The organism is Candidatus Rhabdochlamydia sp. T3358 (assembly GCF_901000775.1).
Classification (GTDB): domain Bacteria; phylum Chlamydiota; class Chlamydiia; order Chlamydiales; family Rhabdochlamydiaceae; genus Rhabdochlamydia.
Genome location: NZ_CAAJGQ010000018.1, coordinates 1 through 23,550 on the forward strand (window position 1 = coordinate 1; position 23,550 = coordinate 23,550).

Annotated in this window: 35 protein-coding genes and 1 tRNA gene; 6 read left to right on the plus strand and 30 right to left on the minus strand. The window is 37.2% G+C overall.

The features are described from left to right. The 5 genes from RHTP_RS05760 to RHTP_RS05780 form a co-directional block, all read left to right on the plus strand. On the plus strand, positions 1-429 hold a 429-nt coding region (locus RHTP_RS05760), incomplete at its 5' end, for a transposase (RefSeq protein WP_171005757.1). 422 nt (positions 430-851) lie between these two features. Continuing rightward, positions 852-1,727, plus strand: a complete 876-nt coding sequence (dinD, locus tag RHTP_RS05765) for a DNA damage-inducible protein D (RefSeq protein WP_138107176.1) — start codon at positions 852-854, stop codon at positions 1,725-1,727. 43 nt (positions 1,728-1,770) lie between these two features. Beyond that, a complete protein-coding gene (locus tag RHTP_RS05770; protein ID WP_138107177.1) occupies positions 1,771-2,469 on the plus strand; it encodes a DMT family transporter in 699 nt (232 codons plus the stop codon). Then, positions 2,366-2,659, plus strand: coding sequence for an EamA family transporter (locus RHTP_RS05775; RefSeq protein ID WP_171005758.1), 294 nt, complete (start codon positions 2,366-2,368; stop codon positions 2,657-2,659). The genes RHTP_RS05770 and RHTP_RS05775 overlap by 104 nt, the downstream gene beginning before the upstream one ends. Before the next feature lie 291 nt (positions 2,660-2,950). Then, complete coding sequence (locus RHTP_RS05780) at positions 2,951-3,337, plus strand: hypothetical protein (RefSeq protein WP_138107179.1); 387 nt, start codon at positions 2,951-2,953, stop codon at positions 3,335-3,337. Positions 3,338-3,420: 83 nt separating this feature from the next. On the opposite strand, the gene RHTP_RS05785 is transcribed toward RHTP_RS05780, so the two are convergent. Continuing rightward, complete coding sequence (locus RHTP_RS05785) at positions 3,421-4,287, minus strand: DUF2608 domain-containing protein (RefSeq protein ID WP_138107180.1); 867 nt, start codon at positions 4,285-4,287, stop codon at positions 3,421-3,423. 14 nt (positions 4,288-4,301) lie between these two features. Then, entirely contained in the window at positions 4,302-5,258 is a 957-nt protein-coding gene (locus RHTP_RS05790) for a phosphotransferase (protein WP_171005759.1), read from the minus strand. Positions 5,259-6,009: 751 nt separating this feature from the next. On the opposite strand from RHTP_RS05790, the gene RHTP_RS05795 reads away from it, so the two are divergent. Continuing rightward, positions 6,010-6,678 carry an IS1096 element passenger TnpR family protein gene (locus RHTP_RS05795; protein WP_138107182.1) on the plus strand — a complete coding sequence of 223 codons (669 nt, stop codon included), beginning with the start codon at positions 6,010-6,012 and terminating at the stop codon, positions 6,676-6,678. Between the two features lie 226 nt (positions 6,679-6,904). Here the strand turns inward: RHTP_RS05795 and RHTP_RS05800 are convergent. From RHTP_RS05800 to RHTP_RS05935, 28 genes are all read right to left on the minus strand, one after another. Then, positions 6,905-6,987, minus strand: a tRNA-Leu gene (locus tag RHTP_RS05800). An 83-nt stretch (positions 6,988-7,070) separates the two neighbouring features. Next, positions 7,071-7,889: a hypothetical protein gene (locus RHTP_RS05805; protein WP_138107183.1), complete on the minus strand. Its 819-nt coding sequence runs from the start codon at positions 7,887-7,889 to the stop codon at positions 7,071-7,073. Between the two features lie 19 nt (positions 7,890-7,908). Continuing rightward, positions 7,909-8,928: a type I glyceraldehyde-3-phosphate dehydrogenase gene (gene gap / locus RHTP_RS05810; protein ID WP_138107184.1), complete on the minus strand. Its 1,020-nt coding sequence runs from the start codon at positions 8,926-8,928 to the stop codon at positions 7,909-7,911. Between the two features lie 189 nt (positions 8,929-9,117). After that, positions 9,118-9,543: a 50S ribosomal protein L17 gene (gene rplQ, locus RHTP_RS05815; protein ID WP_138107185.1), complete on the minus strand. Its 426-nt coding sequence runs from the start codon at positions 9,541-9,543 to the stop codon at positions 9,118-9,120. Continuing rightward, positions 9,540-10,643: a DNA-directed RNA polymerase subunit alpha gene (locus RHTP_RS05820; RefSeq protein ID WP_138107186.1), complete on the minus strand. Its 1,104-nt coding sequence runs from the start codon at positions 10,641-10,643 to the stop codon at positions 9,540-9,542. Before RHTP_RS05820 ends, rplQ begins: the two co-directional genes overlap by 4 nt. A gap of 86 nt (positions 10,644-10,729) precedes the next feature. Then, positions 10,730-11,128, minus strand: coding sequence for a 30S ribosomal protein S11 (gene rpsK / locus RHTP_RS05825; RefSeq protein ID WP_138107300.1), 399 nt, complete (start codon positions 11,126-11,128; stop codon positions 10,730-10,732). 40 nt (positions 11,129-11,168) lie between these two features. Next, positions 11,169-11,537, minus strand: coding sequence for a 30S ribosomal protein S13 (rpsM, locus tag RHTP_RS05830; protein WP_138107187.1), 369 nt, complete (start codon positions 11,535-11,537; stop codon positions 11,169-11,171). A gap of 101 nt (positions 11,538-11,638) precedes the next feature. Further along, positions 11,639-13,009, minus strand: coding sequence for a preprotein translocase subunit SecY (gene secY / locus RHTP_RS05835; protein ID WP_350339688.1), 1,371 nt, complete (start codon positions 13,007-13,009; stop codon positions 11,639-11,641). Positions 13,010-13,030: 21 nt separating this feature from the next. After that, positions 13,031-13,489 (minus strand): 50S ribosomal protein L15, encoded by a 459-nt coding sequence (rplO, locus tag RHTP_RS05840; RefSeq protein WP_138107189.1) that lies wholly within the window; start codon positions 13,487-13,489, stop codon positions 13,031-13,033. Then, a complete protein-coding gene (gene rpsE, locus RHTP_RS05845; RefSeq protein ID WP_138107190.1) occupies positions 13,486-13,983 on the minus strand; it encodes a 30S ribosomal protein S5 in 498 nt (165 codons plus the stop codon). Before rpsE ends, rplO begins: the two co-directional genes overlap by 4 nt. A gap of 15 nt (positions 13,984-13,998) precedes the next feature. Beyond that, positions 13,999-14,370, minus strand: a complete 372-nt coding sequence (rplR, locus tag RHTP_RS05850) for a 50S ribosomal protein L18 (protein WP_138107191.1) — start codon at positions 14,368-14,370, stop codon at positions 13,999-14,001. A gap of 18 nt (positions 14,371-14,388) precedes the next feature. Then, positions 14,389-14,940: a 50S ribosomal protein L6 gene (gene rplF, locus RHTP_RS05855; protein WP_138107192.1), complete on the minus strand. Its 552-nt coding sequence runs from the start codon at positions 14,938-14,940 to the stop codon at positions 14,389-14,391. A gap of 20 nt (positions 14,941-14,960) precedes the next feature. Next, entirely contained in the window at positions 14,961-15,353 is a 393-nt protein-coding gene (gene rpsH, locus RHTP_RS05860) for a 30S ribosomal protein S8 (protein ID WP_138107193.1), read from the minus strand. A gap of 21 nt (positions 15,354-15,374) precedes the next feature. After that, positions 15,375-15,917 carry a 50S ribosomal protein L5 gene (rplE, locus tag RHTP_RS05865; RefSeq protein WP_138107194.1) on the minus strand — a complete coding sequence of 181 codons (543 nt, stop codon included), beginning with the start codon at positions 15,915-15,917 and terminating at the stop codon, positions 15,375-15,377. Positions 15,918-15,931: 14 nt separating this feature from the next. Further along, positions 15,932-16,264, minus strand: a complete 333-nt coding sequence (gene rplX / locus RHTP_RS05870) for a 50S ribosomal protein L24 (RefSeq protein WP_138107195.1) — start codon at positions 16,262-16,264, stop codon at positions 15,932-15,934. Positions 16,265-16,274: 10 nt separating this feature from the next. Beyond that, the gene (gene rplN, locus RHTP_RS05875; RefSeq protein ID WP_138107196.1) at positions 16,275-16,646 is read right to left on the minus strand and encodes a 50S ribosomal protein L14; all 372 of its coding nucleotides are present in this window, start codon (positions 16,644-16,646) and stop codon (positions 16,275-16,277) included. Between the two features lie 41 nt (positions 16,647-16,687). Next, the gene (gene rpsQ / locus RHTP_RS05880; protein WP_138107197.1) at positions 16,688-16,951 is read right to left on the minus strand and encodes a 30S ribosomal protein S17; all 264 of its coding nucleotides are present in this window, start codon (positions 16,949-16,951) and stop codon (positions 16,688-16,690) included. 13 nt (positions 16,952-16,964) lie between these two features. Then, positions 16,965-17,159 (minus strand): 50S ribosomal protein L29, encoded by a 195-nt coding sequence (gene rpmC, locus RHTP_RS05885; RefSeq protein ID WP_138107198.1) that lies wholly within the window; start codon positions 17,157-17,159, stop codon positions 16,965-16,967. 15 nt (positions 17,160-17,174) lie between these two features. Continuing rightward, on the minus strand, positions 17,175-17,594 hold the full coding sequence (gene rplP, locus RHTP_RS05890; RefSeq protein ID WP_138107199.1) for a 50S ribosomal protein L16: 420 nt from the start codon (positions 17,592-17,594) through the stop codon (positions 17,175-17,177). Between the two features lies 1 nt (position 17,595). After that, positions 17,596-18,249, minus strand: a complete 654-nt coding sequence (gene rpsC / locus RHTP_RS05895; RefSeq protein ID WP_138107200.1) for a 30S ribosomal protein S3 — start codon at positions 18,247-18,249, stop codon at positions 17,596-17,598. A gap of 10 nt (positions 18,250-18,259) precedes the next feature. Next, complete coding sequence (gene rplV, locus RHTP_RS05900; RefSeq protein ID WP_138107201.1) at positions 18,260-18,595, minus strand: 50S ribosomal protein L22; 336 nt, start codon at positions 18,593-18,595, stop codon at positions 18,260-18,262. A gap of 6 nt (positions 18,596-18,601) precedes the next feature. Beyond that, positions 18,602-18,904 carry a 30S ribosomal protein S19 gene (gene rpsS, locus RHTP_RS05905; protein ID WP_138107202.1) on the minus strand — a complete coding sequence of 101 codons (303 nt, stop codon included), beginning with the start codon at positions 18,902-18,904 and terminating at the stop codon, positions 18,602-18,604. 20 nt (positions 18,905-18,924) lie between these two features. Then, entirely contained in the window at positions 18,925-19,746 is an 822-nt protein-coding gene (rplB, locus tag RHTP_RS05910) for a 50S ribosomal protein L2 (protein ID WP_138107203.1), read from the minus strand. A gap of 22 nt (positions 19,747-19,768) precedes the next feature. Next, positions 19,769-20,107, minus strand: a complete 339-nt coding sequence (gene rplW, locus RHTP_RS05915; protein WP_138107204.1) for a 50S ribosomal protein L23 — start codon at positions 20,105-20,107, stop codon at positions 19,769-19,771. A gap of 2 nt (positions 20,108-20,109) precedes the next feature. Next, on the minus strand, positions 20,110-20,733 hold the full coding sequence (gene rplD, locus RHTP_RS05920) for a 50S ribosomal protein L4 (protein ID WP_502705349.1): 624 nt from the start codon (positions 20,731-20,733) through the stop codon (positions 20,110-20,112). 61 nt (positions 20,734-20,794) lie between these two features. Beyond that, positions 20,795-21,439 (minus strand): 50S ribosomal protein L3, encoded by a 645-nt coding sequence (gene rplC, locus RHTP_RS05925; RefSeq protein ID WP_138107206.1) that lies wholly within the window; start codon positions 21,437-21,439, stop codon positions 20,795-20,797. Between the two features lie 319 nt (positions 21,440-21,758). Beyond that, positions 21,759-22,538 (minus strand): hypothetical protein, encoded by a 780-nt coding sequence (locus tag RHTP_RS05930; protein ID WP_138107207.1) that lies wholly within the window; start codon positions 22,536-22,538, stop codon positions 21,759-21,761. Positions 22,539-22,661: 123 nt separating this feature from the next. Further along, positions 22,662-23,477 (minus strand): hypothetical protein, encoded by an 816-nt coding sequence (locus tag RHTP_RS05935; protein WP_138107208.1) that lies wholly within the window; start codon positions 23,475-23,477, stop codon positions 22,662-22,664. Between the last annotated feature and the right edge of the window lie 73 nt (positions 23,478-23,550).

Below are 23,550 nucleotides of genomic sequence, written 5' to 3' on the forward strand. Positions count from 1 at the left end.
TTAATCATTAATGAAGTAGGAGAAATCCTCGCTTTTCAACTAACTCCTGGAAATGCATCGGATGTTTCTGTAGCTGAGGTTTTGTCACAGGGAATCACCGGAAACCTCTATGGAGATAAAGGGTATATTTCAGAGAAATTAGGAAAAAAATTAATGGATAAAGGCTTACAATTATTCACAAATTTACGGTCTAAAATGAAAAATAAGTTCATGAATCTCAGAGATAAAATACTACTGCGTAAAAGAGTTATTATTGAAACTGTAAATGATCAACTTAAAAATATATCTCAGATTGAGCACACAAGGCATAGATCAGTGAGTAACTTTTTGGTTAATACTCTTTGTGGAATTGCGGCTTATATGAGGCAACCTAAAAAGCCTTGTATTAGGATGTCTGATAAGGAAAGTTTAGAGCTAGTTACCAGCTAGAAAACCCAAAACTGGGGTTCTAAGAGCAAAAGATTTTTTCCTAAGAGTACAGAATAATCCATTGCTATTAGAGTTAATTGAAAGGTTTGTATCCATATTATATATCCTATAATTAAAAATATTTATTTTAATATTAATAAATAAAAACGATTATTTAATAATAATTGAAAGATTATATTTAATGAATATAAAAACCCTCTTGATAAAAAAAGGTTGCTACACAGTTTTATGCTTCTTTTCCGATAAATCCAAGAGCACTTCTGCCAAATTTCTCAGAAGATTGGATAAAATCTCGATTGAGATAAGAGCAAATTTTTCTTTGGTTTAATCCTTTCTCTTTTATAAGAACAAAAATGTATTTATAAATTTATTTTTTAAAAATTCTATTTTTCTTATAATTTAATAAATTCTTCAGGACATATATGCAAAAAGAAAAAAGCAGTTCATTAGTTTCTAAAGGTTTATCCTTTGAAGAATTCAAAAAGATCAATCAACATGGAATTGAATACTGGAGTGCTAGGGAACTCCAATCCCTTCTAGGATATTCTCAGTGGAGACGCTTTGAAAATGCCGTTAAAAAAGCTGAGGAATCATGCAAACAATCAGGAAATGATCCAAAGCATCACTTTGCCAGCGCCGGCAACCCAATAACAAATGGGAAAGGACGCACTCAAATCATTGATGATTACCATCTTTCTCGTTTTGCTTGTTATCTGATTGCCCAAAATGGAGATCCCAGAAAGCCAGAAATTGCTCATGCTCAAAAGTATTTTGCTATTCAAACTAGGCGACAAGAGCTCTCCGATGCCGCTGCTGCTGATCTCGAACGTTTAGAATCACGCAAACAAGCTTCAGAAGAATTTAAAGCTTTATCTGGAGCTGCACGTGATGCAGGAGTACAAGATAGAATGTTTGGCGTTTTTCATGATGCTGGCTACAAAGGGCTTTATGGAGGTCTTAGCTCTGATGCAATTAAAGCTCGTAAAGGGATTCCTCCAAAAGAACAACTCATGGACCGCATGGGAACCACAGAGTTGATTGCTAATCAATTTCGCATGTCACAGACAAGGGAAAAACTTAAAAGAGAAAATATCAAAGATCAAAGAGATGCAATAGAGACTCATGAAGCTGTAGGAAAAGAGGTTCGAGCAGCTATTGCTAAAATTGGTGGTACCCTACCTGAAAATATTCTTCCCGCAGAACACATCAAAAATGTTAAGAAGAGACTCAAAAATACTAAACCAAAGTTAATTTTAGATTCTAAGAATGTGGGAAGTTTAATCTCTTCAGACCTTTAAAAAAGTACTTGGCTCATTAAAAGAAATAGTAGAAGCTTGGAATATGCAAAAAGATCAGACCCTAACAGGACCTTCAAACCAACATTTGAAATATGGAATTGGGTATATTCTTGTTGCCTGGTTCTTTATTACTGCTATGGCAACTCTTTCTCGTTTTGCAAGCAGTCATATTTCTCTTCCTATGGTTATTTTCTTTCAAAATTTTATCAGTTGGGTAACAGTTCTTCCTTGGATTTTTAAGCACGGATGGAAGGCTCTTCACACTAAGCATATGGGCCTTATTATCGTCCGATCTCTGGCAGGGCTGCTCTCTTTTTCTTTTTTATTTCTTGCTGTTCAACGAACCTCTCTTGTCGATGCAGTCCTTTTAAATAATGCTGCTCCTCTTTTGGTCCCATTTGTTGCTTGGATTTGGTTAAAACTCCCTATTAACCACAAATTGTGGCCTGGGATTATATGTGGATTTCTTGGAATTCTTTTCATTTTAAAACCAGGCAAAGAAATCATCAACCCAGGAGCTTTGTATGGCTTGGCAGCCGCTGTTACTCTAAGCATTGTAATGATTGCTCTTAGACGTTTATCGCACACTGATAGAAACCATACAGTGCTGTTTTATTATTTTCTCTTCTTTTCTCTGCTTGCCTCTAAGCATTTATTGGTGGACGACACCGAATTTTTTAGAGTGGATGCAAATTGTATGTATTGGAATACTTTCTGCTGCTGGACAATGGTGTTTAGTTAGAGCATTTCATCATGCTAAACCCTCTCTATTAGGACCCTTTTGTTATGTTGCGGTTATTTATTCAGGCTTTTTTGAATGGGCTTTATATGGCAAAATTCCAGATTGGATGGGTTGGGTTGGAATCTTTTTGGTTTGTCTAGGTGGAATTTGGACGATTCGATTTAGTCGCCTCCCTTCTAAAGCTTCTTGAAAAGATTAGAGTCATTGCCTGTTTCGTATCTTTTTGAATCGCTTGACTCTAATTTCAGTTGTACGATTTTCTCGTATAACTGAGTAAAGTCTTCTTTTAACCCTTTGTACAGATAAAAAGAATAGTTCGCAAATATGTTTCATAATATCTCTTAGAGTGATTTCTGGAAGTATTCTGATAAGGAATTTCTAAAGCTGGCCTAGAAAACCTGAAAATTGGCAATAGTCTATTGAAAATTTAGAAATAATTCCTTAAGATGTACCTACGCAATTTCTAATAGAGGAATCAACTATGCATTTCAAAACTCAAGGTAATTGTGTTGGTTGCAAAGAAAAATATGCTCCAGCCAAGGGAAAGACTCATTTACTCAAGTGCGCAGATGCTCTACGATTCTTGCGCTCTCAGGCAAAGTTAGAAGAAGGATATCTCGTTCGTATTTCTTGGGCTGAGCAGCCGAATATGTATTGGATGCTGACCGCTGTCTCCAAAAGCCTTACACTTGGTGATCTAGATCAATTTTTAAGAGATGCCTGGCTTGAGTGCTGCGGCCATCTCAGCGAATTTATAATTGAGGGCCGACGTTACATGTCGCACACCGAGTCAGGAAACCCTAGCCAATCGATGAAAAAGCAAGTAGGTCAAATCTTCTCTTCTAATTTGAAATTTGAGTACGTGTAGGAAAACGACAAGCCAAACCAACAACAGCAATATCTTGTCTTTTATCTAGATCGTTTCTTTGATTCCTAAAAGAGGATAATGTCTTAGTCAAGATTTAATTTTTTTTTCAAATTAATCCATTCTCGTTCAAAATCTTCTTTAGATATAGAACGAGCTTTTGCTTGTTTAGCTCCTTTATATTCATAGCCAATAAAAGAAATGTCCTGTTGCTTCATATAATCGGCCATTTGCTCAATCAAAGGACGGCTATCATCTACAAAAATAATCTTCTTAGGTCGCCACCCCACCTTTTTGAAAAAAGCTTCTAAGGCTTGGTGTTTCTTGATTCCTTCACCATTAGTAAGAATGACTCCTTCTTTAATTTCAGGATATCTACCCCGATAAGAAGGAAAATCTTTAAACTGATAGGGCTGGTCAAAGCCAAACCTAGACGTCTCAATACCTAATTTTCTGAGATTATTGATACGCCAATCCATAATATTAGGAATATCTTGCCACTGACCCGTAAGAATGCCTGAAATGACAAGAACTCGAGCCCCTTTTTCTTTCACAGTCCTAATCATAGAAGGAGCTTCTTCTTCTAATAACTGTCCTTCCCCTGAAGTTGCAATAAAGCTCGTAAACTCACTTTTTACAGACTCAGGGACAGATTTTACAAAATCTTTAACCATTTGAGGATTCAAACAAAAATTAGCTTGTTGGAACGCCGGATTAGAAGGTTGAGTCAGTGTATAATCAACATCAAGGATCAAGAGTGTATCTTTGTCAGCACTGTCTATTTGTTCTTTGAGAGCATCGAGTTTTTCTATAGTATAGATCATATTAAACGCTGTATCCTTTTTAAGATCTTCGTGTTCATGCCTATTTAATTTTTGCAAGCAAAACATACTCACTCCCACTATCACAACCACTAAACCAAAACCCAAAAACCCCTTGTATAGTTTCTTCATAAGACTCCTCAATTTTAATAGTCTTTATCATTTGAAGCCAGCCTTGAAATTGCAGCTTGGAATTCTTCCCCTTTCATGTTGTTGAGAGCTTGATGAATCAAGAGAACTCCAGTTTTACAACGGCCAAAATCTGTTTGCATTTCCTCTCGCTTTAGCAAAACCTTACCAGTCAAAATATCATTCCATGCCCCTATCTGATTAATTTCTGATGGAGAGAGAGTAAAAGTTTTTGAGGGTTCATGACAAATGCCTAAAGATGTCGCTCCATATCTAAGGTAAGCATATTGCTGATTGACAAAGAGGAGATCTTTCTCTCTTTGACTAGGAGTGTGCCCAAGATATGTCCTAAAAAAGAGGTCCTTATTTTCTTCATTGAAGAATAAAAGTACCATTGGCGAAGCAACATCAAAGTATGGATTAAAATTACCTGCAAGCTCCCAGTCGATCATCCAAGCTTTTTTCCCATCCCATAGAGTATTCCCTCCATGCCCTACATCGTTATGACAAAATTTAGACGGGACATGCCCATGCTGAATAGTGTCGAGTTCCTGCATTTTTTCAATCGCTGTTTTAAATATTTGAAATTGAGGATGAAGAGCAGCAAGCTTAAATACTTTATCGTCTAACTCCTGAAGACGCTCGTTTTTGATATCTAGGGGCTGACTATGGAGTAGTTTTAACGAAGTTGCAAATTGCATAACCTTATCAGGAGTCATTTTGGTCATATGCCATGGCTTCGGTTCTGGGGACTGGATAAAAACAGTACTGATTAACCCATGAGAAGGATCAATTTCAATAACATGTGGGGCAATTCCTAACTCAGACATCCATTGAATTAAAAACAGTTCTCTTTCTCTTTCCTCTGCAGGTTGGTTTGAATTGAGAACCCTCAAGGCAATAGATTGATTGGTTTGTTCATGGGTTAGCTTATAGCTTCTAGCCCAAATAGATAAACCATCCAGCTTCTCCACTTTTATTTTGCTGATATCACCAGGTGTTATAGAAAAAGAGCGGCAAGCAAAGGACGCAATAATAGGATTGTTTAAGAGATCTTCTTCTTTAACACTTTCTTCTGCGGGCGCCTCAACACCTGCTAGGATACAAAACGTAAGAAATAGGATTAAACCAACCTGACCCCAGCGAGGAGGAACTTGGGGAGCCCCTTCGAAGGTGTCACTTCCTGAAAAGAAGTATTTCGCAAACGGACAGTTTGCTTTGGGCTATTCATCAAGAGAGTAGGATTACAAGGAGCCTCAAACCTCATTTTTTGAGTTGAGAACACTCTTTTATCTAAAGCCCTTGCCAGGGAGCTAAGGGGATAGATCGTTCTCCTTTCTACTAAGCTCCGAGAAACGCTCTTTTGAGAACGAGGAAAATAAGCCAAAGACCTCATTTGGACTTGTGAAATACGATTTTCTCCGAAAAAGGGAATGTGAGTAAATATCATTCCATCGGATTTCCCTCGAGAAAATAGACTAGGAGGCGTTGCTATCCCCCGGGCACATACCCTAGATAAACCGATGCTCATAATATGCCCCCTTAAATTTTAGTGCTCTACTTTGTTCAACCGAAAATAGGGATTGCCCCTCTATTTAGAGAGCAAATATATGGAAATTAAAGGAAAACATCAATCAAAAATCCAAAAATTGGCATCAGTCTATTGAAGATTTCTGGGAAATGCCGTAAGATGCATCTCCGCAATCTCTAGTAGAGGAATCAACCATGCACTTCAAAACTCAAGGCAAATGTGTTGGCTGCAAAGAAAAATATGCTCCAGCCAAGGGAAAGACTCATTTACTCAAGTGCGCAGATGCTCTACGATTCTTGCGCTCTCAGGCAAAGTTAGAAGAAGGATATCTCGTTCGTATTTCTTGGGCTGAGCAGCCGAATATGTATTGGATGCTGACCGCTGTCTCCAAAAGCCTTACACTTGGTGATCTAGATCAATTTTTAAGAGATGCCTGGCTTGAGTGCTGCGGCCATCTCAGCGAATTTATAATTGAGGGCCGACGTTACATGTCGCACACCGAGTCAGGAAACCCTAGCCAATCGATGAAAAAGCAAGTAGGTCAAATCTTCTCTTCTAATTTGAAATTTGAGTACGTGTATGATATGGGTTCTTCTACAGAGCTGGTATTACAGGTTCTAAAGACAATTGAAGCCTGTCCCCAAAAGAAAGTAACTCTGCTCATGCAAAATGATCCTCCTTCATTCTTGTGTGAAATTTGCAAAAAACAGTCTCAGATCCTTTGCTCTCTATGCGGAGACACAACCTGTAACCATTGTAGCAAACGGCACTCTTGTGCAGAACAAGAAGAAGACACTTATATGCTGATGCCTCTTGTTAATTCTCCAAGAACAGGGGTATGTGGCTATGAAGGTAAAACCTAAAATGAAGGGTTTGATCAACTGTACGGAAAAATGCAAGAGACCGATACAGAGATAATCTCTCATATCATCCACTTGCTTTTCCTTATGGCTTTTTTTCAAGCTGTTTTACTATCAGCATGTGCCTTTTCTTGAATATATGCTGTGTTAAAAACCTCCAACATTTGTTGTTGTAGCCCCAACAGGTTGCATCAGTTGGTTTAGAGGTGTTTGTGTAATATTAAAAGGTTGCTCGGAACAGGAGTCGAACCTGCACGCCCTTGCGAGCAAGGGATTTTAAGTCCCTAGTGTCTACCATTCCACCATCCGAGCAAGGGATGAAGCTTATGATTCTACTGAAGTATTTAAAAAAAAAGCAAGAAAAAAGGCTCTTAAATTTTTAAGAGCCTTTCTATCTAGAATAAAAAATCGGTATTGACATTCTCTGTAAAAGCAGGAGGGTTAAGAATAGAGCGACTAAAAGCAGTTCCTTCAGAACCAGGTTCTTTGTCTGAATCTTTTTCTTCTTTCTTCTCTTCTACCTTTGGTTCTACTTGTTGCTCAAGAATTTCCTCGTGAGTAATAATCTCTTCTTTTTTTTCTATAAGAGCTTGTCCTAAATCTTTATCTTTATAACGGCTAAGCAGAGTTTCTGAGATAAGTATCGGAGGAGGAGGAATGAGCATAGGGGATGAAACCTTTTCTTCATCTGTTCCTTTTTGATCTTCCTTCGACTCACTTTCTTTTTCAGAACTATCTGTTCTGCGAGAGCGTTGTTCTTGTTGCTCATCAATATGACGACGGCGACGGCGACGGTGGCGGTCTCGACGCTTATCCGTACGCACTTCTTCTGTTGTAGACTCAACAGTTTCTAAGGCAGAGGATTCTTCTACTACAGATGCTACTTCTTTTTCAGGAGCTGGTGTTTCTTTAGCAGGAGCACGCGTATTTTCACGACCTCCTCCAATTTTAATAGAACGCTCATGGCTTACATTTTTCAATGCAATTCGCGCTTCGCGTACTTCTAAAATTTCATAATCTCCTGTGGGCACTAAAAATGCTTTAGGCTTTTCTAAAGAACGGAAAAAAAAAGCCCGACCAAAAGAGACAACTTCCACTGCATCAACGTAATATTCTTCTGCCTTTTCTCCTTTAGTATTACGCACGAGGAGTTTATACCCCTCTTCTCTAGGAGAAATAATTGTTTCAATCGTTGGTTCTCGAGTAAAATGCACGTATCTTATTCCACGGTTATTAGCTTAAGGTCTCTTTGGATACCATATATCGCAGCAAATCTACGACTCGATGTGAGTATCCCATTTCATTATCATACCAAGCAATTAATTTATAAAAATGAGAATTTAATTTTATTCCTGCATGCTTATCAAAAATACAAGAAGAGGGATGGCCAATAAAGTCAGAAGAAACAACGTCTTCATCACAATAAGTAACAATACCCTTCATAGGACCCCTAGCTTCTTTTTGAATAACAGCGCAGATTTCTTCATATGATGTAGCTTTGGTAAGCCTTACTGTAAGATCGACAACAGAAACATCAATTACAGGAACGCGCAATGCCATGCCTGTTAACTTACCTTTTACTTTAGGCAAACAAAGAGCTACTGCTTTTGCTGCACCTGTAGATGAAGGAATAATATTTATACTTGCAGCCCGTCCTCCTCGTCGATCTTTTCTAGAAGGGCCATCTACTGTGTGCTGTGTAGCTGTCATAGCATGTACAGTGGTCATTAGACCTTCTTCTATCCCAAAATGATCAAGTAGTATTTTGGTTAGAGGAGCTAAACAATTAGTTGTACAAGATGCATTAGAGACAATAAAATCTTTCTGGGGATCATAATTTTCTTCATTAACTCCCATTACAAAAGTAGGAAGTTCTCCTTTTGCAGGAGCAGAAATAATGACTCTTTTAGCACCAGCTTTTCTATGTTTATTTGCCGATTCTAAATCAGTAAAATGACCAGTTGATTCAATAACATAATCTACTTTCAAATCTTTCCAAGGAATGTTTTCAGGCTCTCTCTCAGAAAAAATGCTAATCTTTTTTTTGTTTACAGTTATGTGTTTGTCACTTGCTGTAACAGAGTGAGAAAATGTGTGGTGCACAGAATCATACTTTAACAAATAAGCTAGATCTTCGGGTGGGACAAGATCATTGATTGCAACAACATCGATATCTGGATATTTTTCATTGATAATCCTTAGTATAAGACGACCAATTCTTCCAAACCCATTAATACCAACTCGAATTGACATGTATTCCTCCTTATCGAGTCTTCGCTTTATATATCAAAACAGCCTCAAGATTAATACATAAGGTTGTATATCTACAAGGCTTAAAAAACCGTTTAAGATCCCTTAGAAAATATAGATGTATATATTTAGAAATTTGAAAAAATTCCTAAAAAAGCATCTATAGTAGATACTTTTTTAGATAATATAAATTTATTCGGAAAGGTACTCAATATAACAAAGAGAAGCTCCATCACCTACACGATATCCTTCTTTTAGAACTCGTGTAAATCCACCATTTCGGGTAGCAAATCTTTTTGCAAGCTCATCAAGCTTGCCCATGACTCTACGGTCTGTGTTATAAGAAGAAGTATCTCCTGTTTTAGCAGCCCTTGATTCCTTAGTGGTTAATGAGTTATAACGAATCATTAAATCCCCAATAATCTTGCGTTTATTAGCAAGAGTATTTGATTTAGCCAAAGTCACAACGTGATCTGCATGCCTTTTAAGCTCTGAGGCTTTGCGCTCTGTTGTTCTAATTCGGCCATGTACGATTAAAGACTTAACCATATTAGCAATCATACAGCGGCGATGACTTGCAGTTCGCCCAATTTTAAAGGTGTGTTTGCGGTGTCTCATGTTTGATGCCCTGCCTTTTTACTTAAGTATTCCTGTACAACTTCTTTGACATTATCCTTATGAAGATCCATACCAAGGTCTTCTTTAGTCATTCCTAGCCAAAGACCCATCCCTTTTAATTTATCTTTAATTTCGTTTAGAGATTTCTTTCCAAAATTTCTAAATCTTAAAAGTTCAGGTTCTGGCATAACAACCAGCTCTGCAATTGTATCAATACAAGCTAAAGAAAGACAATTACTTGAGCGTACAGAAAGCTCAATTTCATTAATTTTCAGCGCAAGTTTAGCCATCAGAGCATCTTTATCTGTATTAAGTTTAATTTCTCCCTGATCAAAACTTAAGATATCTACATTCAATTCGTCAAAAACCTCAAAATGCAAAATCCCAATTTGCGTTGCAAAAGTAAGTGCTTCCTCAGGAGAAATACGCCCGTCCGTAGTAACTTCTAAAATTAAACGATCAAAGTCCGTGTCTTGACCTACACGTGTATTTTCTACAAAGTAATTTACCAATCTTACAGGAGAAAAAGCAGAATCCAATAAAATCTCATCTATTACATTTTCTTGTATTGGATGCCTTTCAGCAGGTACATATCCACGCCCAATTGCTACTTTTAAGTCAACTCTACGCATCATTGGTTTAGTGACTGTAAAAATCACTAGGTCTGGATTGAATATGTCAAACTCAGATTCCCCTAATAAATCGTGCAGAGTTACTGCATATTGACCATTATTTTTTTCAAGCATTTCTGGTGTAATATCCAGCATTTTGGAAATCTGCTTTAATTCACGAGATTCTAGTTCTTCATCTGTTGGTAATTTGCGTAAAAGAGCACTTTTAAAATTCAACACAATTGTTGTCATATCTTCTATTACGCCATCAATTGCCATATATTCATGAGGAACGTCTTCGATACGTACGGAAACAATAGCAGGAGCTTCTAAGGAGCTGAGCATGATTCTCCGCAAAGCATTTCCAACAGTGTGTCCAAAACCTCTTTCAAACGGCTCTGCAATAAAACGAGCAAATGTCTTAGAACGGCTCGTTTCATCAAGCTTAATCTTTGACGGCAACTCAAATTTGCCATATTTAATGGCCATGATCAAACTCCTGAAAATTTCTAGTTCTTTTTTTTAAATACAGATTAAAAATCTGTATTATTTATATTTTTATAGCAAAAAACGAGTTACACTCTTCGTCTTTTAGGTGCACGACATCCATTGAAAGATATAGGGGTTACATCCCTAATAAATGTAACTTCTAATCCACCACCGCGCAACCCTTTTACAGCAGATTCCCTTCCAGTCCCAGGTCCGCAAAGATTTACTTCAACTTCTTTCATTCCGCTAATTGCAATGGCTTGCTTTGCAGCATCTTCTGCTGCCATATTTGCTGCAAAAGCAGATGATTTACGAGAACCTGTATACCCAGCTCTACCAGCAGAAGCCCAAGCAATTGTATTCCCCGCTAAATCGGTAATAGAAACAATCGTATTGCTAAAAGTTGCTAAAACATGAGCAATACCTGATGAGACATTGCGATGCATCTTCTTTTTATTTTTGACAATGGTTGGTTTTTTAACCATTGCTTTACGGGTATCTTGCTTAGCCAAAGTTCAATCTCCTCTATTTCTTTTTGTTCGCTACTGTTTTTCTCTTTCCTTTTCTAGTACGCGCATTAGAGCGTGTACGTTGGCCACGAACAGGAAGACCTAAACGATGACGCATTCCTCGATGGCAATGAATACTAATCAATCTTTTAATATTTCCTTGAACTTGGCGACGAAGATCCCCTTCAACTATGCAGTTAGATTGCAATTCAGCACTAGCCCTTGCAATGTCATCTTCTGTCAAATTATCTGCCCTCATATTAGGATCTAATCCTAGCCTGGCGCAAAGTTTTTTTGATTCTGGACGACCAATACCATAAATATACGTGAAGCTAATTTCTAGCCGCTTCCCACCTGGGATATCGACTCCAATTATTCTAGGCATGAAATAAATTCCTTTTTTAAACAATTATCCGAGATACTTTATCAGATCTTTTATTTATTAACAATATTGACCTGTTATCTTAATTCGAGCTAAAAAAAATTCTACCTTCCTCTTAGTCGACTTCTCTTCATAAATCCTTCATAGCGCTTCATTAACAAGTGAGATTCTATTTGCTTAGAGGTATCTAAAATAACACCTACGAGAATGAGCAAAGAGGTCCCTCCAAAAAAATAGGTAATACTTGCATCTACATGTAGTAGTTTCCCAATGATCGTTGGTAAAATTGCAATCATTGAAAGAAAAATAGCTCCTGCAAACGTAATTCTATTCATCGTTAATTCTAAGTAATCTTGGGTAGATCTTCCTTGCTTAATCCCAGGAATAAAAGCCCCATTTTTTTTCATATCAGACGCAATTTGCTCAGGATGAAACTGGGTTGCAGTCCAAAAGTATGTAAAAAAAATAATAAGCATTACAAAGATAACCATATATAGCCAACTACCTGGTGAAATAGCATTTGCACATTTCCCAACCCAAGAATTAGCACCTATAAATTGTCCAATTGTAGCAGGGAACATTAACAATGAAGAGGCAAAAATTACAGGAATCACTCCAGCATAGTTTACTTTCAAAGGAATATATGCATTCCCGCCCCCTTGCACTTCATGCCTTCCTACAACTCGTCTAGCATATTGAAGAGGAATCTTCCTTTGACCCTGAATGATTAAAATAGTTCCTATTATAATAAGAACAAAAACAATGGACAAAATGACTAATGAGGAGAAGGTAAGCTGTCCTGGCTCTTGAGAATCTAAATTGAGCTGACGCATCACAGAGCCCAAGGTACTCGGCAGAGAAGAAAGAATTCCAACAGTAATAATTAAACTAATTCCATTACCAATCCCTTTTTCCGTAATTTGTTCGCCAATCCACATCAAAAGAATAGTCCCGGTAGTCATAGTTGTCATTACAATTAAATAAAACAGCCAAGGAATTCCTAAAAATTGCACATCCATAATCTCACTTGCAATAATGCCAGGTGTTCCTGCATTTAATTGCACAGCAAATCTTCCAAACAAGCCTGATTGAAAAAACGCTAAAAATAAAGTAAGCGTACGTGTCCAGCGTCCTAATTTGCGTTTTCCGCTTTCTGGATTTTCTTTGATTTCCCTTTGCATAGTAGGAACAAGTGCCATCACTAACTGCATAATGATCGAAGAAGATATGTAAGGCATAACCCCCAAGGCAATCACAGTCATTTGAGCAAAAGCTCCTCCAGAAAATATATCCATAAGTTGAAAGAGATTTTGACTACCACCTGCAGCGCTACGAAAAAGCTGCACAGCTAACTCTCCATTAATACCTGGCACAGGTATATAAGAACCTATACGACAGGCAATTAACATAAGAAGAGTAAAAAAAATCTTTTTTCTAAGATCAGGTATAACAAGCAATTTAGCTATTTTTGCAATCATTTTATATCTAACGTTCCATTAGCTTGTTATTTTTTGGTAAGAAATACCTTGTTTTTTCAATTTCTCTTCTGTTGCTTGAGAAAAGAAACGCGCTTCAATGGTAACTTTTTTAGTTAACTCTCCATTGGATAAGATTTTTAATCCTCCAGAAACTCTACGGGGTGCAACACCTTTTTCTTGTAGAGTATTTAAGCTAACTATTTCTCCATCCTGGTATAATTTTTCGATCATTTGCAGATTAATTGCAAATACATAAGATGCAAAGCGCCCATTGGTAAAACCTCGAGTAGGCAATTTTTTATATAAAGGAATTTGCCCTCCTTCATGTCCAAAACGGTACTTATAACCTTGGCGAGCCTTATCACCTTTATTACCACGACCGCAGGTCTTTCCTCTTTTCGAACCAACTCCCCGTCCCACTCTCTGTACTTTTTGCTTCGGTCTATGAGTGTTAGCTAATTGCGATAAAGTAATCATGATGCTAAACCTCTATTTACTAGATTTTTTTGACGATTTACAAGACCTTCCAAAGCCGTTAATGTTGCTTGCACTTGGTTTAAAGGGTTATTAGACCCATAGATTTTTGCAACTACATCTTTTACTCCGGCAAGCTCTAGAACAGAACGAACCTTTGAACCTGCAATAACACCTGTTCCATCTCGAGCTGGTTTTAATAGAACTGTACAACCATCCCAATCTACTAAAACTTCATGCGGAATCGTAGACCCTTCCATTTCAAATGTAAAGATATTTTTACGAGCAGATTCTGTTGCTTTACGAATAGCGTCTGATACTTCATTTGCTTTAGCAAAACCAAAACCAATTCTACCTTGTCTATCGCCTACAAGAACTAGTGCAGAAAAGCTAAATTTCTTTCCGCCTTTTACCGCTTTACAACAGCGGTTAACGTATAGAACTTTGTCTTCAAATTCCGTTCCAAATTCCTCAGCGCGTCTTTTATTCTGTTCCATGTTACATCCCTTAACTTAAAATTGTAACCCTGACTGACGTGCAGCTTCTGCAAGCTCTGCTAGCAATCCATGATATTTATGATGACCACGATCAAATACAACGCATTGAATATTTTTTTGTTTAGCAGCATTTGCTAATAAAATACCCACTTCTCGCGCAGCTTGTTTACTTTTTTTGCCCAAATTCTTTTGACGTAAAAGCGGTGTATATGTACTTGCACTTGCAAGAGTGATTCCCTTTTCGTCATCGATTAACTGTGCACAAATGTGTTTTAGCGATTTAAATACAGAAAGTCGAGGCTTATCACTAGAGCCGCGCACCTGTTTTCTGACACGCAAACTTCGTCTTTTTCTTTTTGTATTTCGACTTTGCAATTCATTAAACATAAAAGCTCTACCTTAAAATTAACCTGTTTTTCCCTTTGCTGCTTTACCAGCTTTTTTGCGCACATGCTCTTTCTCATAGCGGATTCCCTTGCCTTTATAAGGTTCAGGTTTTTTTTCTGCGCGTATTTCAGCAGCAAAATGCCCTACTAGAAATTTGCTTATTCCTTCAACAACAATTAGCACCCCTTTTTCCACTGTTACTTTAATTCCTTCTGGAATCAAAAGTTCTGTAGGATGAGAGCGCCCAATTTGCAAATCAAGCATATTTCCCTTAATTTGAGCACGATACCCAACGCCTTCTAGCTTTAATCTTTTTTCAAATCCAGCACTTACACCTATAATCATATTATTGATCAAAGCTCTAGCTAAACCGTAGTCTTTGTTGTGTACTTCTATTTGCTCATCTTTTAAGACAAATAAAAGATCGTTTTCTATTTTTACCAAAATCCCTTTAATTGCAGGAATGGATAATTCACCTTTAGGACCTTTTACTTCAATTCGTCCATTTTGGATCTTAATATCTATTTTTTTTCCGGCAAGTGAGATTGGCATTTTCCCAAGACGTGACATATAAATTACCTCTTCTTAAATTACCAAACCACACATAATAACTCACCGCCGAGTCGATCTCTTCGAGCGGCTTTACCATCGCGAATACCCTTAGAAGTAGACACAATTGCAACTCCCATTCCACCATAAACAATTGGAATTTCAAGATAACCAACGTACTGCCTTGCAGAAGGAGAAGACATGCGTTTTAAACCCTTTAACACAGGCTCCCTTCCATTAGCATACTTTAAAAAAAGTCTTGCTTCTCTTTTCTCTTCATTGACAAGACACTCACCAACAAACCCATTCTCTTGCAATACTTTTATAACCGCTAGTTTTACTTTACTGGGTCTAAAAACAACAAAGCGATGACGAGCACTTTTTGCATTACGAATTCTTGTTAGCAAATCTGCGATTGGATCACTTAATGACATGATTTTTTCTCTCCCTCACCTTTATTCTGCTGTTTTAAATGGAAGTCCAAGTGATGTTAATAGCTCGAAACACTCTTTATCAGTTTTTGCGGACGTCACAAGTGTGATGTTCATTCCTTGCGTTCTCTTTACTTCATCTAAGATCACTTCTGGAAAAATCTGCTGATCTTGGATTCCTAAAGAATAATTTCCTCTACCATCGCATTTAGGTTCAAAACCACGAAAATCTCGGATACGAGGAGAAACAATGTGACAAAAACGATCAAGGAAATCATACATCCTCTTTTTTCTAAGAGTAACCTTTATTCCAATCGGTTGCTTTTCACGTAATTTAAAGTTAGCAATTGCTCGACGTGATTTTGTCAAAATCGGCTTCTGTCCTGATAACAATGCCATTTCCTTGACGCAAGCTTGCATCGCATTTTTATCTTTAGAAGCTTCTGCTATTCCCATGCTAATTATAATTTTCTTTAGCTGAGGAATAAGCATCAAGTTGGAATACTTAAACTTGTTTTGCAGTTCTTTTTTTACAACTTCTTTATAGCGCTTATGTAATCTAGACATTGTTTATCTTCTACTTATGAATGTTTTTTAACCTGGCGAAATTTAATTTGCTTATCCCCTTCCAAATAAAATAACTCTTTAGCTCCATCAGCTGTAAAGCGTACTTTAACTTTAACTGGCTGATTTTCTTTATTGCATAAAGAGACATTGGAAATATGAATAGGCGTTTCAATTTCAATAATTCCAGCACCTGGAGCTTTCGTTTGACGCTTAACATGCTTCTTACGAACATTTACTCCTTGCACTAAGATTCGCTCTTTATTTCGAGAAATCACTTCACCCGACTTTCCTTTGTCATTGCCTGAAATCACAACAACAGTATCACCTTTTTTAATCCATTTACTCATAGATTCTCCCTTAAATCACTTCTGGTGCTAATGAGGTAATTTTAATATAGCCTCTTTCACGCACTTCACGCGCAATAGGACCAAAAATACGCGTTCCTTGAGGATTTCCCTTGTCATCAATAATTACGCAGCTATTATCAAAAAAGGATAGTTGGCTTCCATCTTTACGAGAAATGCTACTACACGTTCTAACAATAACAGCTTTAACTACTTTACCTTTTTTAACGCTTCCTTTAGGATCAGCTTCTTTTACAGCGCAAATAATTACATCGCCTACACCCGCTCGAGGACGCTTAGAACCTTTTTTTATAATTCTAAAACAACGCACACGCTTAGCACCGGTGTTATCTGCTACTTCTAATTCGGTTTCTTCTTGAATCATGGCCTTTGTATTCCTAGTAATTTATGCATCTGTTTCTTAATCTAAAGAACTTGCAATACACGCCATCTTTTCAATTTTGAAAGAGGACGCGTTTCAATAATTTTTACAAGCTTTCCAATCTCAATCACTCCTTCTTCAACATGAGCGTAATAAATTTTACCACGTGTAATCACTTTATTAAAATCAGGATGCTTGAATGTACGATTTACACGCACTTTAATCGTTTTTTGCATTTTGTTAGAAACAACTATACCTTCTCTAATCTTACGCTTTACGTTAAACTCTTGATCTGCTTGTTTTTCCATTCTTTACCTACGTTTACGCCTTTTTCTCTTGAAGGACTGTCAAGACTCTTGCTCTATCTCTTTTTTTTAATTGGATTAAATGAGGTTTTTCCAATTTACGTGTTGTCTTTAACTCATTGCGCAACTCAAAAATCTCTTTAGATAAATCGGTATAAAGAGCTTGTAATTCTTCTTTTGATTGATCTCTTAATTCTTTTGCTTTTGGCATCTGTAAAACCTTATTTTATACTCGCTCTACTCGTTCAACAAATCTAGTACGAAGCCCTAACTTAGCTGCTGCTCTTCTTAACGCATTTTGCGCATCTGCTTTGGACACCCCAGCCACTTCAAATAGTACTCTACCAGGCTGAACAACAGCTACCCAGTGATCCACGGCACCTTTTCCTTTTCCCATACGAGTTTCAGCTGGTTTCCTAGTCACAGGTTTATGCGGAAAAATTCGGATCCAAACTTGGCCACGACGCTGAAAATGTCGATTGATGGCAACTCTACAAGCTTCAATTTGATTAGCCTTTATGTCACCTCTTTCAAGAACTTTCATTCCAAACTCACCAAATTCTACAAAATTACCGCTTTTACTTAATCCGGAACGACTTCCTTTTTGAGTTTTTCTATGCTTTGTACGAACAGGCATTAAGGCCATGTTAGCCTCCTACTACTTTTGATCGATTTATTTCGTCTTCGCCTTTATTAATGCATACTTTGATTCCAATAGAACCATAAGTAGTTTCAGCTCTAGCTGTTGCATAATCAATATCGGCTCGCAATGTATGTAAAGGAACACTTCCTAATATATACCACTCCACACGAGCGATTTCAGCACCACCAATACGTCCTGAAATTTGCACTTTAACCCCAATAGCTCCTGCATCCATAGTAGCTTGCATAGCTTTTTTCATAATTCTTCTAAAAGGGATTCGACGCTCTAACTGCCTAGCTATATTTTCAGCTACAAGTTGGGCCTCAAGATCTGGTCTTTTAATTTCTTCAACTTCAATCCAAATCTCTTTTCCTGTTAACTTTCCAAGCTCTTGCTTTAAGATATCGAGTTCTGCAGCTTTTTTTCCAATAACCAAGCCTGGGCGCGCTGTATGAATGGTCACTTCTACTTTACCACTCATTCTTCTAATAATGATTTTAGAAGTGCCTACACAACAAGACTTTTTCATCAAATGCTTGCGAATCTTAGCATCTTCTCCTAGTAAATCACCAAACTCCTGTTTGTTGGCATACCAAAGAGAACGCCATCTCTTATTTCTAATTAATCTAAATCCAATCGGCGATGTCTTTTGACCCATTGTTTCCCCTCTATTCAGCAGCCACGGCTATTGTAAAATGACTAGTTCTTTTCATGATTGGATGACTTCCACCCCTATTTTTCGGTTTAGCACGCTTTAAAACAGGTCCTGCATCCACTCTTACTTCTTTTACAATTAAATCGCGCCTTTGAATGTGTAACTGTGTTTCTGCATTAGCAACTGCAGAATTTAATGTCTTTTGCAGGAGCAGTCCCGCTTTTAATTTACAAAAACGCAATTGTACTACGGCCTCTTCAACTTTGAGACCTCTAATTAAATCAGCAGCTAAACGCGCTTTTCTTGGACTAATCCGCACATACTTTGTTTTCGCATAAGCTTGTGGCATAAATTCTTAACCTCTTCCTGAAGTTGCAGATTTAGAACTATCTGTACTCTTTTTCGATCCATGTCCTTTAAACACTCGCGTTGGTGAAAATTCACCAAGACGATGACCTACCATGTTATCGGACACAAAAACACTAATAAACCTCTTTCCATTGTGAACATCAAAAGTATGTCCAATCATTTCAGGAAGAATCATGGATCGTCGCGACCATGTTTTGATAGGGTTTTTCTTGCCATTTTTATTTTGCACACTTACTTTATCTAATAAGTGATGGTCTACAAATGGTCCTTTTTTTAACGATCTTCCCATATAAACTTCAAACTCCCAATCTATTTCCTACGGTCTTTAACGATCATTTTATTAGATTTTTTCTTAGAACGCGTGCGACGTCCTTTAGTGTCTTTTGCCCATGGGGTTTGCGGAAGATATCCATTATGTTTACCTTCTCCTCCTCCATGTGGGTGATCTACCGGATTCATTGCTGTTCCTCGAACAGTCGGACGAATTCCTCTCCAGCGAGAACGCCCCGCTTTTCCTTCAACACGTAAATTTCTCTCTGGATTAGAAACAGCTCCAAAAGTAGCTCGACAATTTTCATGAATGAGCCTCACTTCTCCAGATGGCATTTTTAAATTTACATACCCATTGTCGGTTTTTGCCATTAATTGAGCAGAAAGACCTGCTGAACGCACAAGCTGGCCCCCTCGTCCTGGATAAAGTTCAATATTATGAACAATTGATCCAAGAGGCATATGCTTTAAGCGCATACAAAAACCCACATCAAATCGCCCTTGATCATTTGTTGCTACTACAGAGCCTACTTTCAATCCTTGCGGAGCTAAAATATAGCGCTTTTCTCCATCAACATAGTTCAATAGGGCAATAGCCGCTGTTCTATTAGGATCATATTCAATAGATGCTACTTTAGCAGGTATGTTTTCCTTATCTCTTTTAAAGTCAACAATGCGATAAAAACGCTTATGACCACCACCTTTATGTCTACAAGTAATATGACCATGGTGGTTACGGCCATTTGTTCTTTTCTTCTTTTCAATTAAAGATTTCTCAGGCTTTACACAGCTTAAAGCCTCTTGCTTGGTTAAAACAAGGTGACGCTGCCCTGCTGTAGTGGGTCGAAACTTTTTTAACATAGTAATTCCAAGGCTCCTTAGCTTAACCTTTATCCTCAATATTATCCCCTGGCTCTAAGGAAACAATGGCTTTTTTAAAACCTGCTTTTTTTCCTAGCCGTCCTCTTACACGCTTCGCTTTGGGCTTAATAGTAATTGTATTTACAGATGTAACTTTAATTTTTTGATCGATGTAAATCTTTTCAAGAGCTTGCTTGATTTCTTGTTTATTTGCTTTTTTTGCAACTAAAAAAACGTATTTTGGAATTTTACATTTCCTAACAGAAGAATTGCTTTCATTGGATTGCAATTGCTCCATAACTCGCGCTTTTTCTGTTACATGACGAGATAGTATGACATCGTAAGGACTTTTTTTTAACATAATTAACCCTGTCCTCCCAATAGAACTTTTAGCTGATCTACAGCTGAATTCATCACAATCAGATGCTGATTAGCGATCACGTCATATCCATTTACAATAGCTAACGGAAGAAATTTCAATCCAAAAATATTACGAGCGCTTAAAAATAACGTATGATATTTCTCTAGTAATATAGTGCTCTGTCCTTCATCGCCGCTCTCAGCTAAGAAAATAATTTTTTTATTCTCTAAATTTCTTGTCTTTAAAAACTGCACTACTTGTTTTGTTTGTGGTTTATTCATTTCTTCAAATTGCAAAACATGCAGAGAATCATTTAATACTTTTTCAATCAACAGTTGACGGATTACAGCACGCTTTTCTTTTTTGTTCACCTTTACGTGTTGATCAAATTTTGGCCTAGGAGCATGAACACGCCCTCCTCCTTTATATTGAGGAGCACCTAAATAACCTTGCCTTGCTCTACCAGTTCCTTTTTGAGGATGAGGTTTTTTACCACTATGATTTACTTCTGCTCTTGTTTTTGTGTTTGCAGACCACTGGCGAGCATTCGCACGCAGGGCCGTAACATAATCTTTAATCATTTGCGTATTTGCAGCTGGGTTGAGTAGCTCATCATCGATTTCAATTTTCCCTACTTCCTCACCAGCTAAATTATATTCCTTTAGATAGGCCACAACTACAACTCCCTTACGCTTTCTTCTTTGCTTTTGAGATATAAACTAATCCATTGCGCGGCCCTGGAACAGCCCCTTCAACAAGGATAACATTCTTTTCTAGATCAACTTTTACCACGCGCAGATTCTGCGTAGTTACCATTTCATTTCCCATTCGACCGGATTTTTTTTGTCCTGGTAAACAACGTCCTGGTGTAGAACGCATACCAGTTGAGCCACCATGACGATGGAATCCAGAACCATGAGAAGCAGGTCCGCCTGCAAAATTATGACGTTTCATAACGCCTTGATGACCTTTACCTTTCGAAATACCAGAAATATCGACATAGCTAATCTCGTTAAAATAACTCACATTAAGCTCTTGAGCTACTTGAAAGTCTTCTACGTTCTCTACTCTAGATTCTTTTAAACCAGACCTTGGCTCTATTTTTGCTTTTGCAAAATGACCTTGCAGTGGTTTAGAAACATTCTTAAGCTTTGAAGATTTAACTTTATAAGCCGCTAGCTGAACAGCATTATAGCCATCTTTACCTTGGCTGCTTTTAATTTGAGCTATGACATTAGGCTCTGCCAAAATCACTGTGCAAACAATTTGATTGCCTTGAGCATCAAATCGCATTGTCATTCCTTTTTTCTTCCCTTGAAATTTTAAAGTCATACTTTTTCCTTATTATACAGATTATCGCCGTGAGTGATCTCTTTTAAGGCACTGCTATAAACAGTAACATCAGAATGAGAGTGTGTCTGACAGCAACAAGGAGTATACGCGCTTATGAATGCTTTGTACTTTCTTGCCCTTTAAGCCTTACTTGTGGCTTAAGCGAAGAGGCTACCAAAAAACTGATTTTTTCCTCAACGTCTTTTTTACATTCTTTGCTTTTTATCTCGGCAAAAGCCAAGAAATGATGAACAAAGAGAAAATTAACCCCAAAACAAAGAGCAAAAAGCCCCATTCTCGAAGTTTCAATCTATTTTTCCTAGCATCCCATGCCATAAACAAACCCATTTTCTTTTAAAGAAAACTTTCCCTTATGAGAAGATAGTACTTTGCTATCATACAGATGAGCTGAAATTTTTAAAACTAAAACACAACTACTTAACGCAAGTATTGGGCCGTCTAACTTCTTGGAGCTCTTTTTAAGCAGTCCTAAAAAAATTTTTACAGATATTTCCGCTACCTTAAGCAAAGAAAGTCTGTATTTTTCATCAAGTTCTTTTTTTAAGATTTTTGATTCAGAATCACAACTTAAAGCGTAGTTCAAGTAACCCTGATACCCTTCTTGAAAAAGGCAAAATACTTGAGTGAAAAGATAAAAAGCTTCATTTGCTTTTTCTAATCGCTTTTTTAGATCGGAAGAAAGAGAAATTAAGTGAACTCTTGTTAGAAGAAAAACCACTTTAACCCCATCAGAAAAAATGTCCATCACAGTAAAAATAAATTCACTAATTACCTGAACCTTTTTAGCAGTAGAATCACTGGAGTTGGGATTTTTATATACTTCGACTGCCCATTTGGAATGATCTGCTAATTTTTTAGTGTCATTGAGCAGCTCTACTCCACTTAAAAGCTCTTCTCCCATATTACAAGCATCTAATGCCCCTTCATGATATTTATGCATAGAAGAAAAAAAACACTTAGATGCTTGAACAGCTACAAAAAGAGATCCTAGGCCCAGCCAAGACGGCTCTGTGTTGATTTTCGAGGGCTTTTCAGCACTGTTTAAAGAAGGGCCAAATAGACTTTTTAGCATTTTCATGGGTAAAAGCACACTTAATTTAATAGTTTAAATTTTAAAAAAGCCAACTCTAACCGTCTTTATAAACACATCTAACACGAGTATATAAACCATGTTAAATATACTCGTGTTATTAATCATTTTTTAAGCTAAAAATAGACTTCTTGGAATGTGTTTACTAAACAACGTACTTAAGGTAGAAATCGTGCTAAGCTTTAAGAAAAAGTTTTTATCCAAAGGTGTGTAACCTTTAAAGCGTTCTAGCAAAGGAAACGCTCCCAATGAGAAAACAGCAATATTTCCTGCTATGGAAACAGTTTTCTCCCAACTAGTTCTAGATCTAAGACGCCCTTGCGCATATTCTCCATGCAAGCTACTAGCATCACTTCCTAAACGTGCAGCTGCACCCAAAACAGTTGCAATCCAAGTCCCTATTTTTATTGCAGGCATATATTTGTTTTTTGAAGATATAAGCCCAAGAACACTCAAAAGAGTTATAGTATCAAAAGCATTGGCGCATAATCCAGATCCTGTATCAATAATTTCTTTTAAAATTCTAGCTGTTTCTGGCGGTGGATTTACATGCTGAGGAAGCCTTCCATTTGGTATTGGGCGCTCTGCTCCAACTAAAGCATCTTTTACTTTTACTAATTGTGAGCAAATGCCTGAAAAACTTAAAAAACACTTTGCTTGCTTACTAACGTCGACTATTTTTTGAGCTGTTTCGAGTCCATTAAAAGCAGATTTCTTTTTACAAAAAACTACAACCCATTCACCTAAAACTTGAAAACCCTTGGCTAAATCTTTTGGATTATCTCCATAGCTTTTAAAAAATCTAAAACTAACCTGAGCTGCCTTATTAACACCCGTCATCTCTAATAATTCCATGGATTTATCCCAGGCATATTTAAATGGAGAAACAACAGTTCGATCAAAAAAATTCGAAATAGGAGAACTCATAATTACAAACCCTTAATTTATTGTATTTTAAATTAGAAAAGAGTGTGATTGTAGCTTAAATAAAGTTAAATAT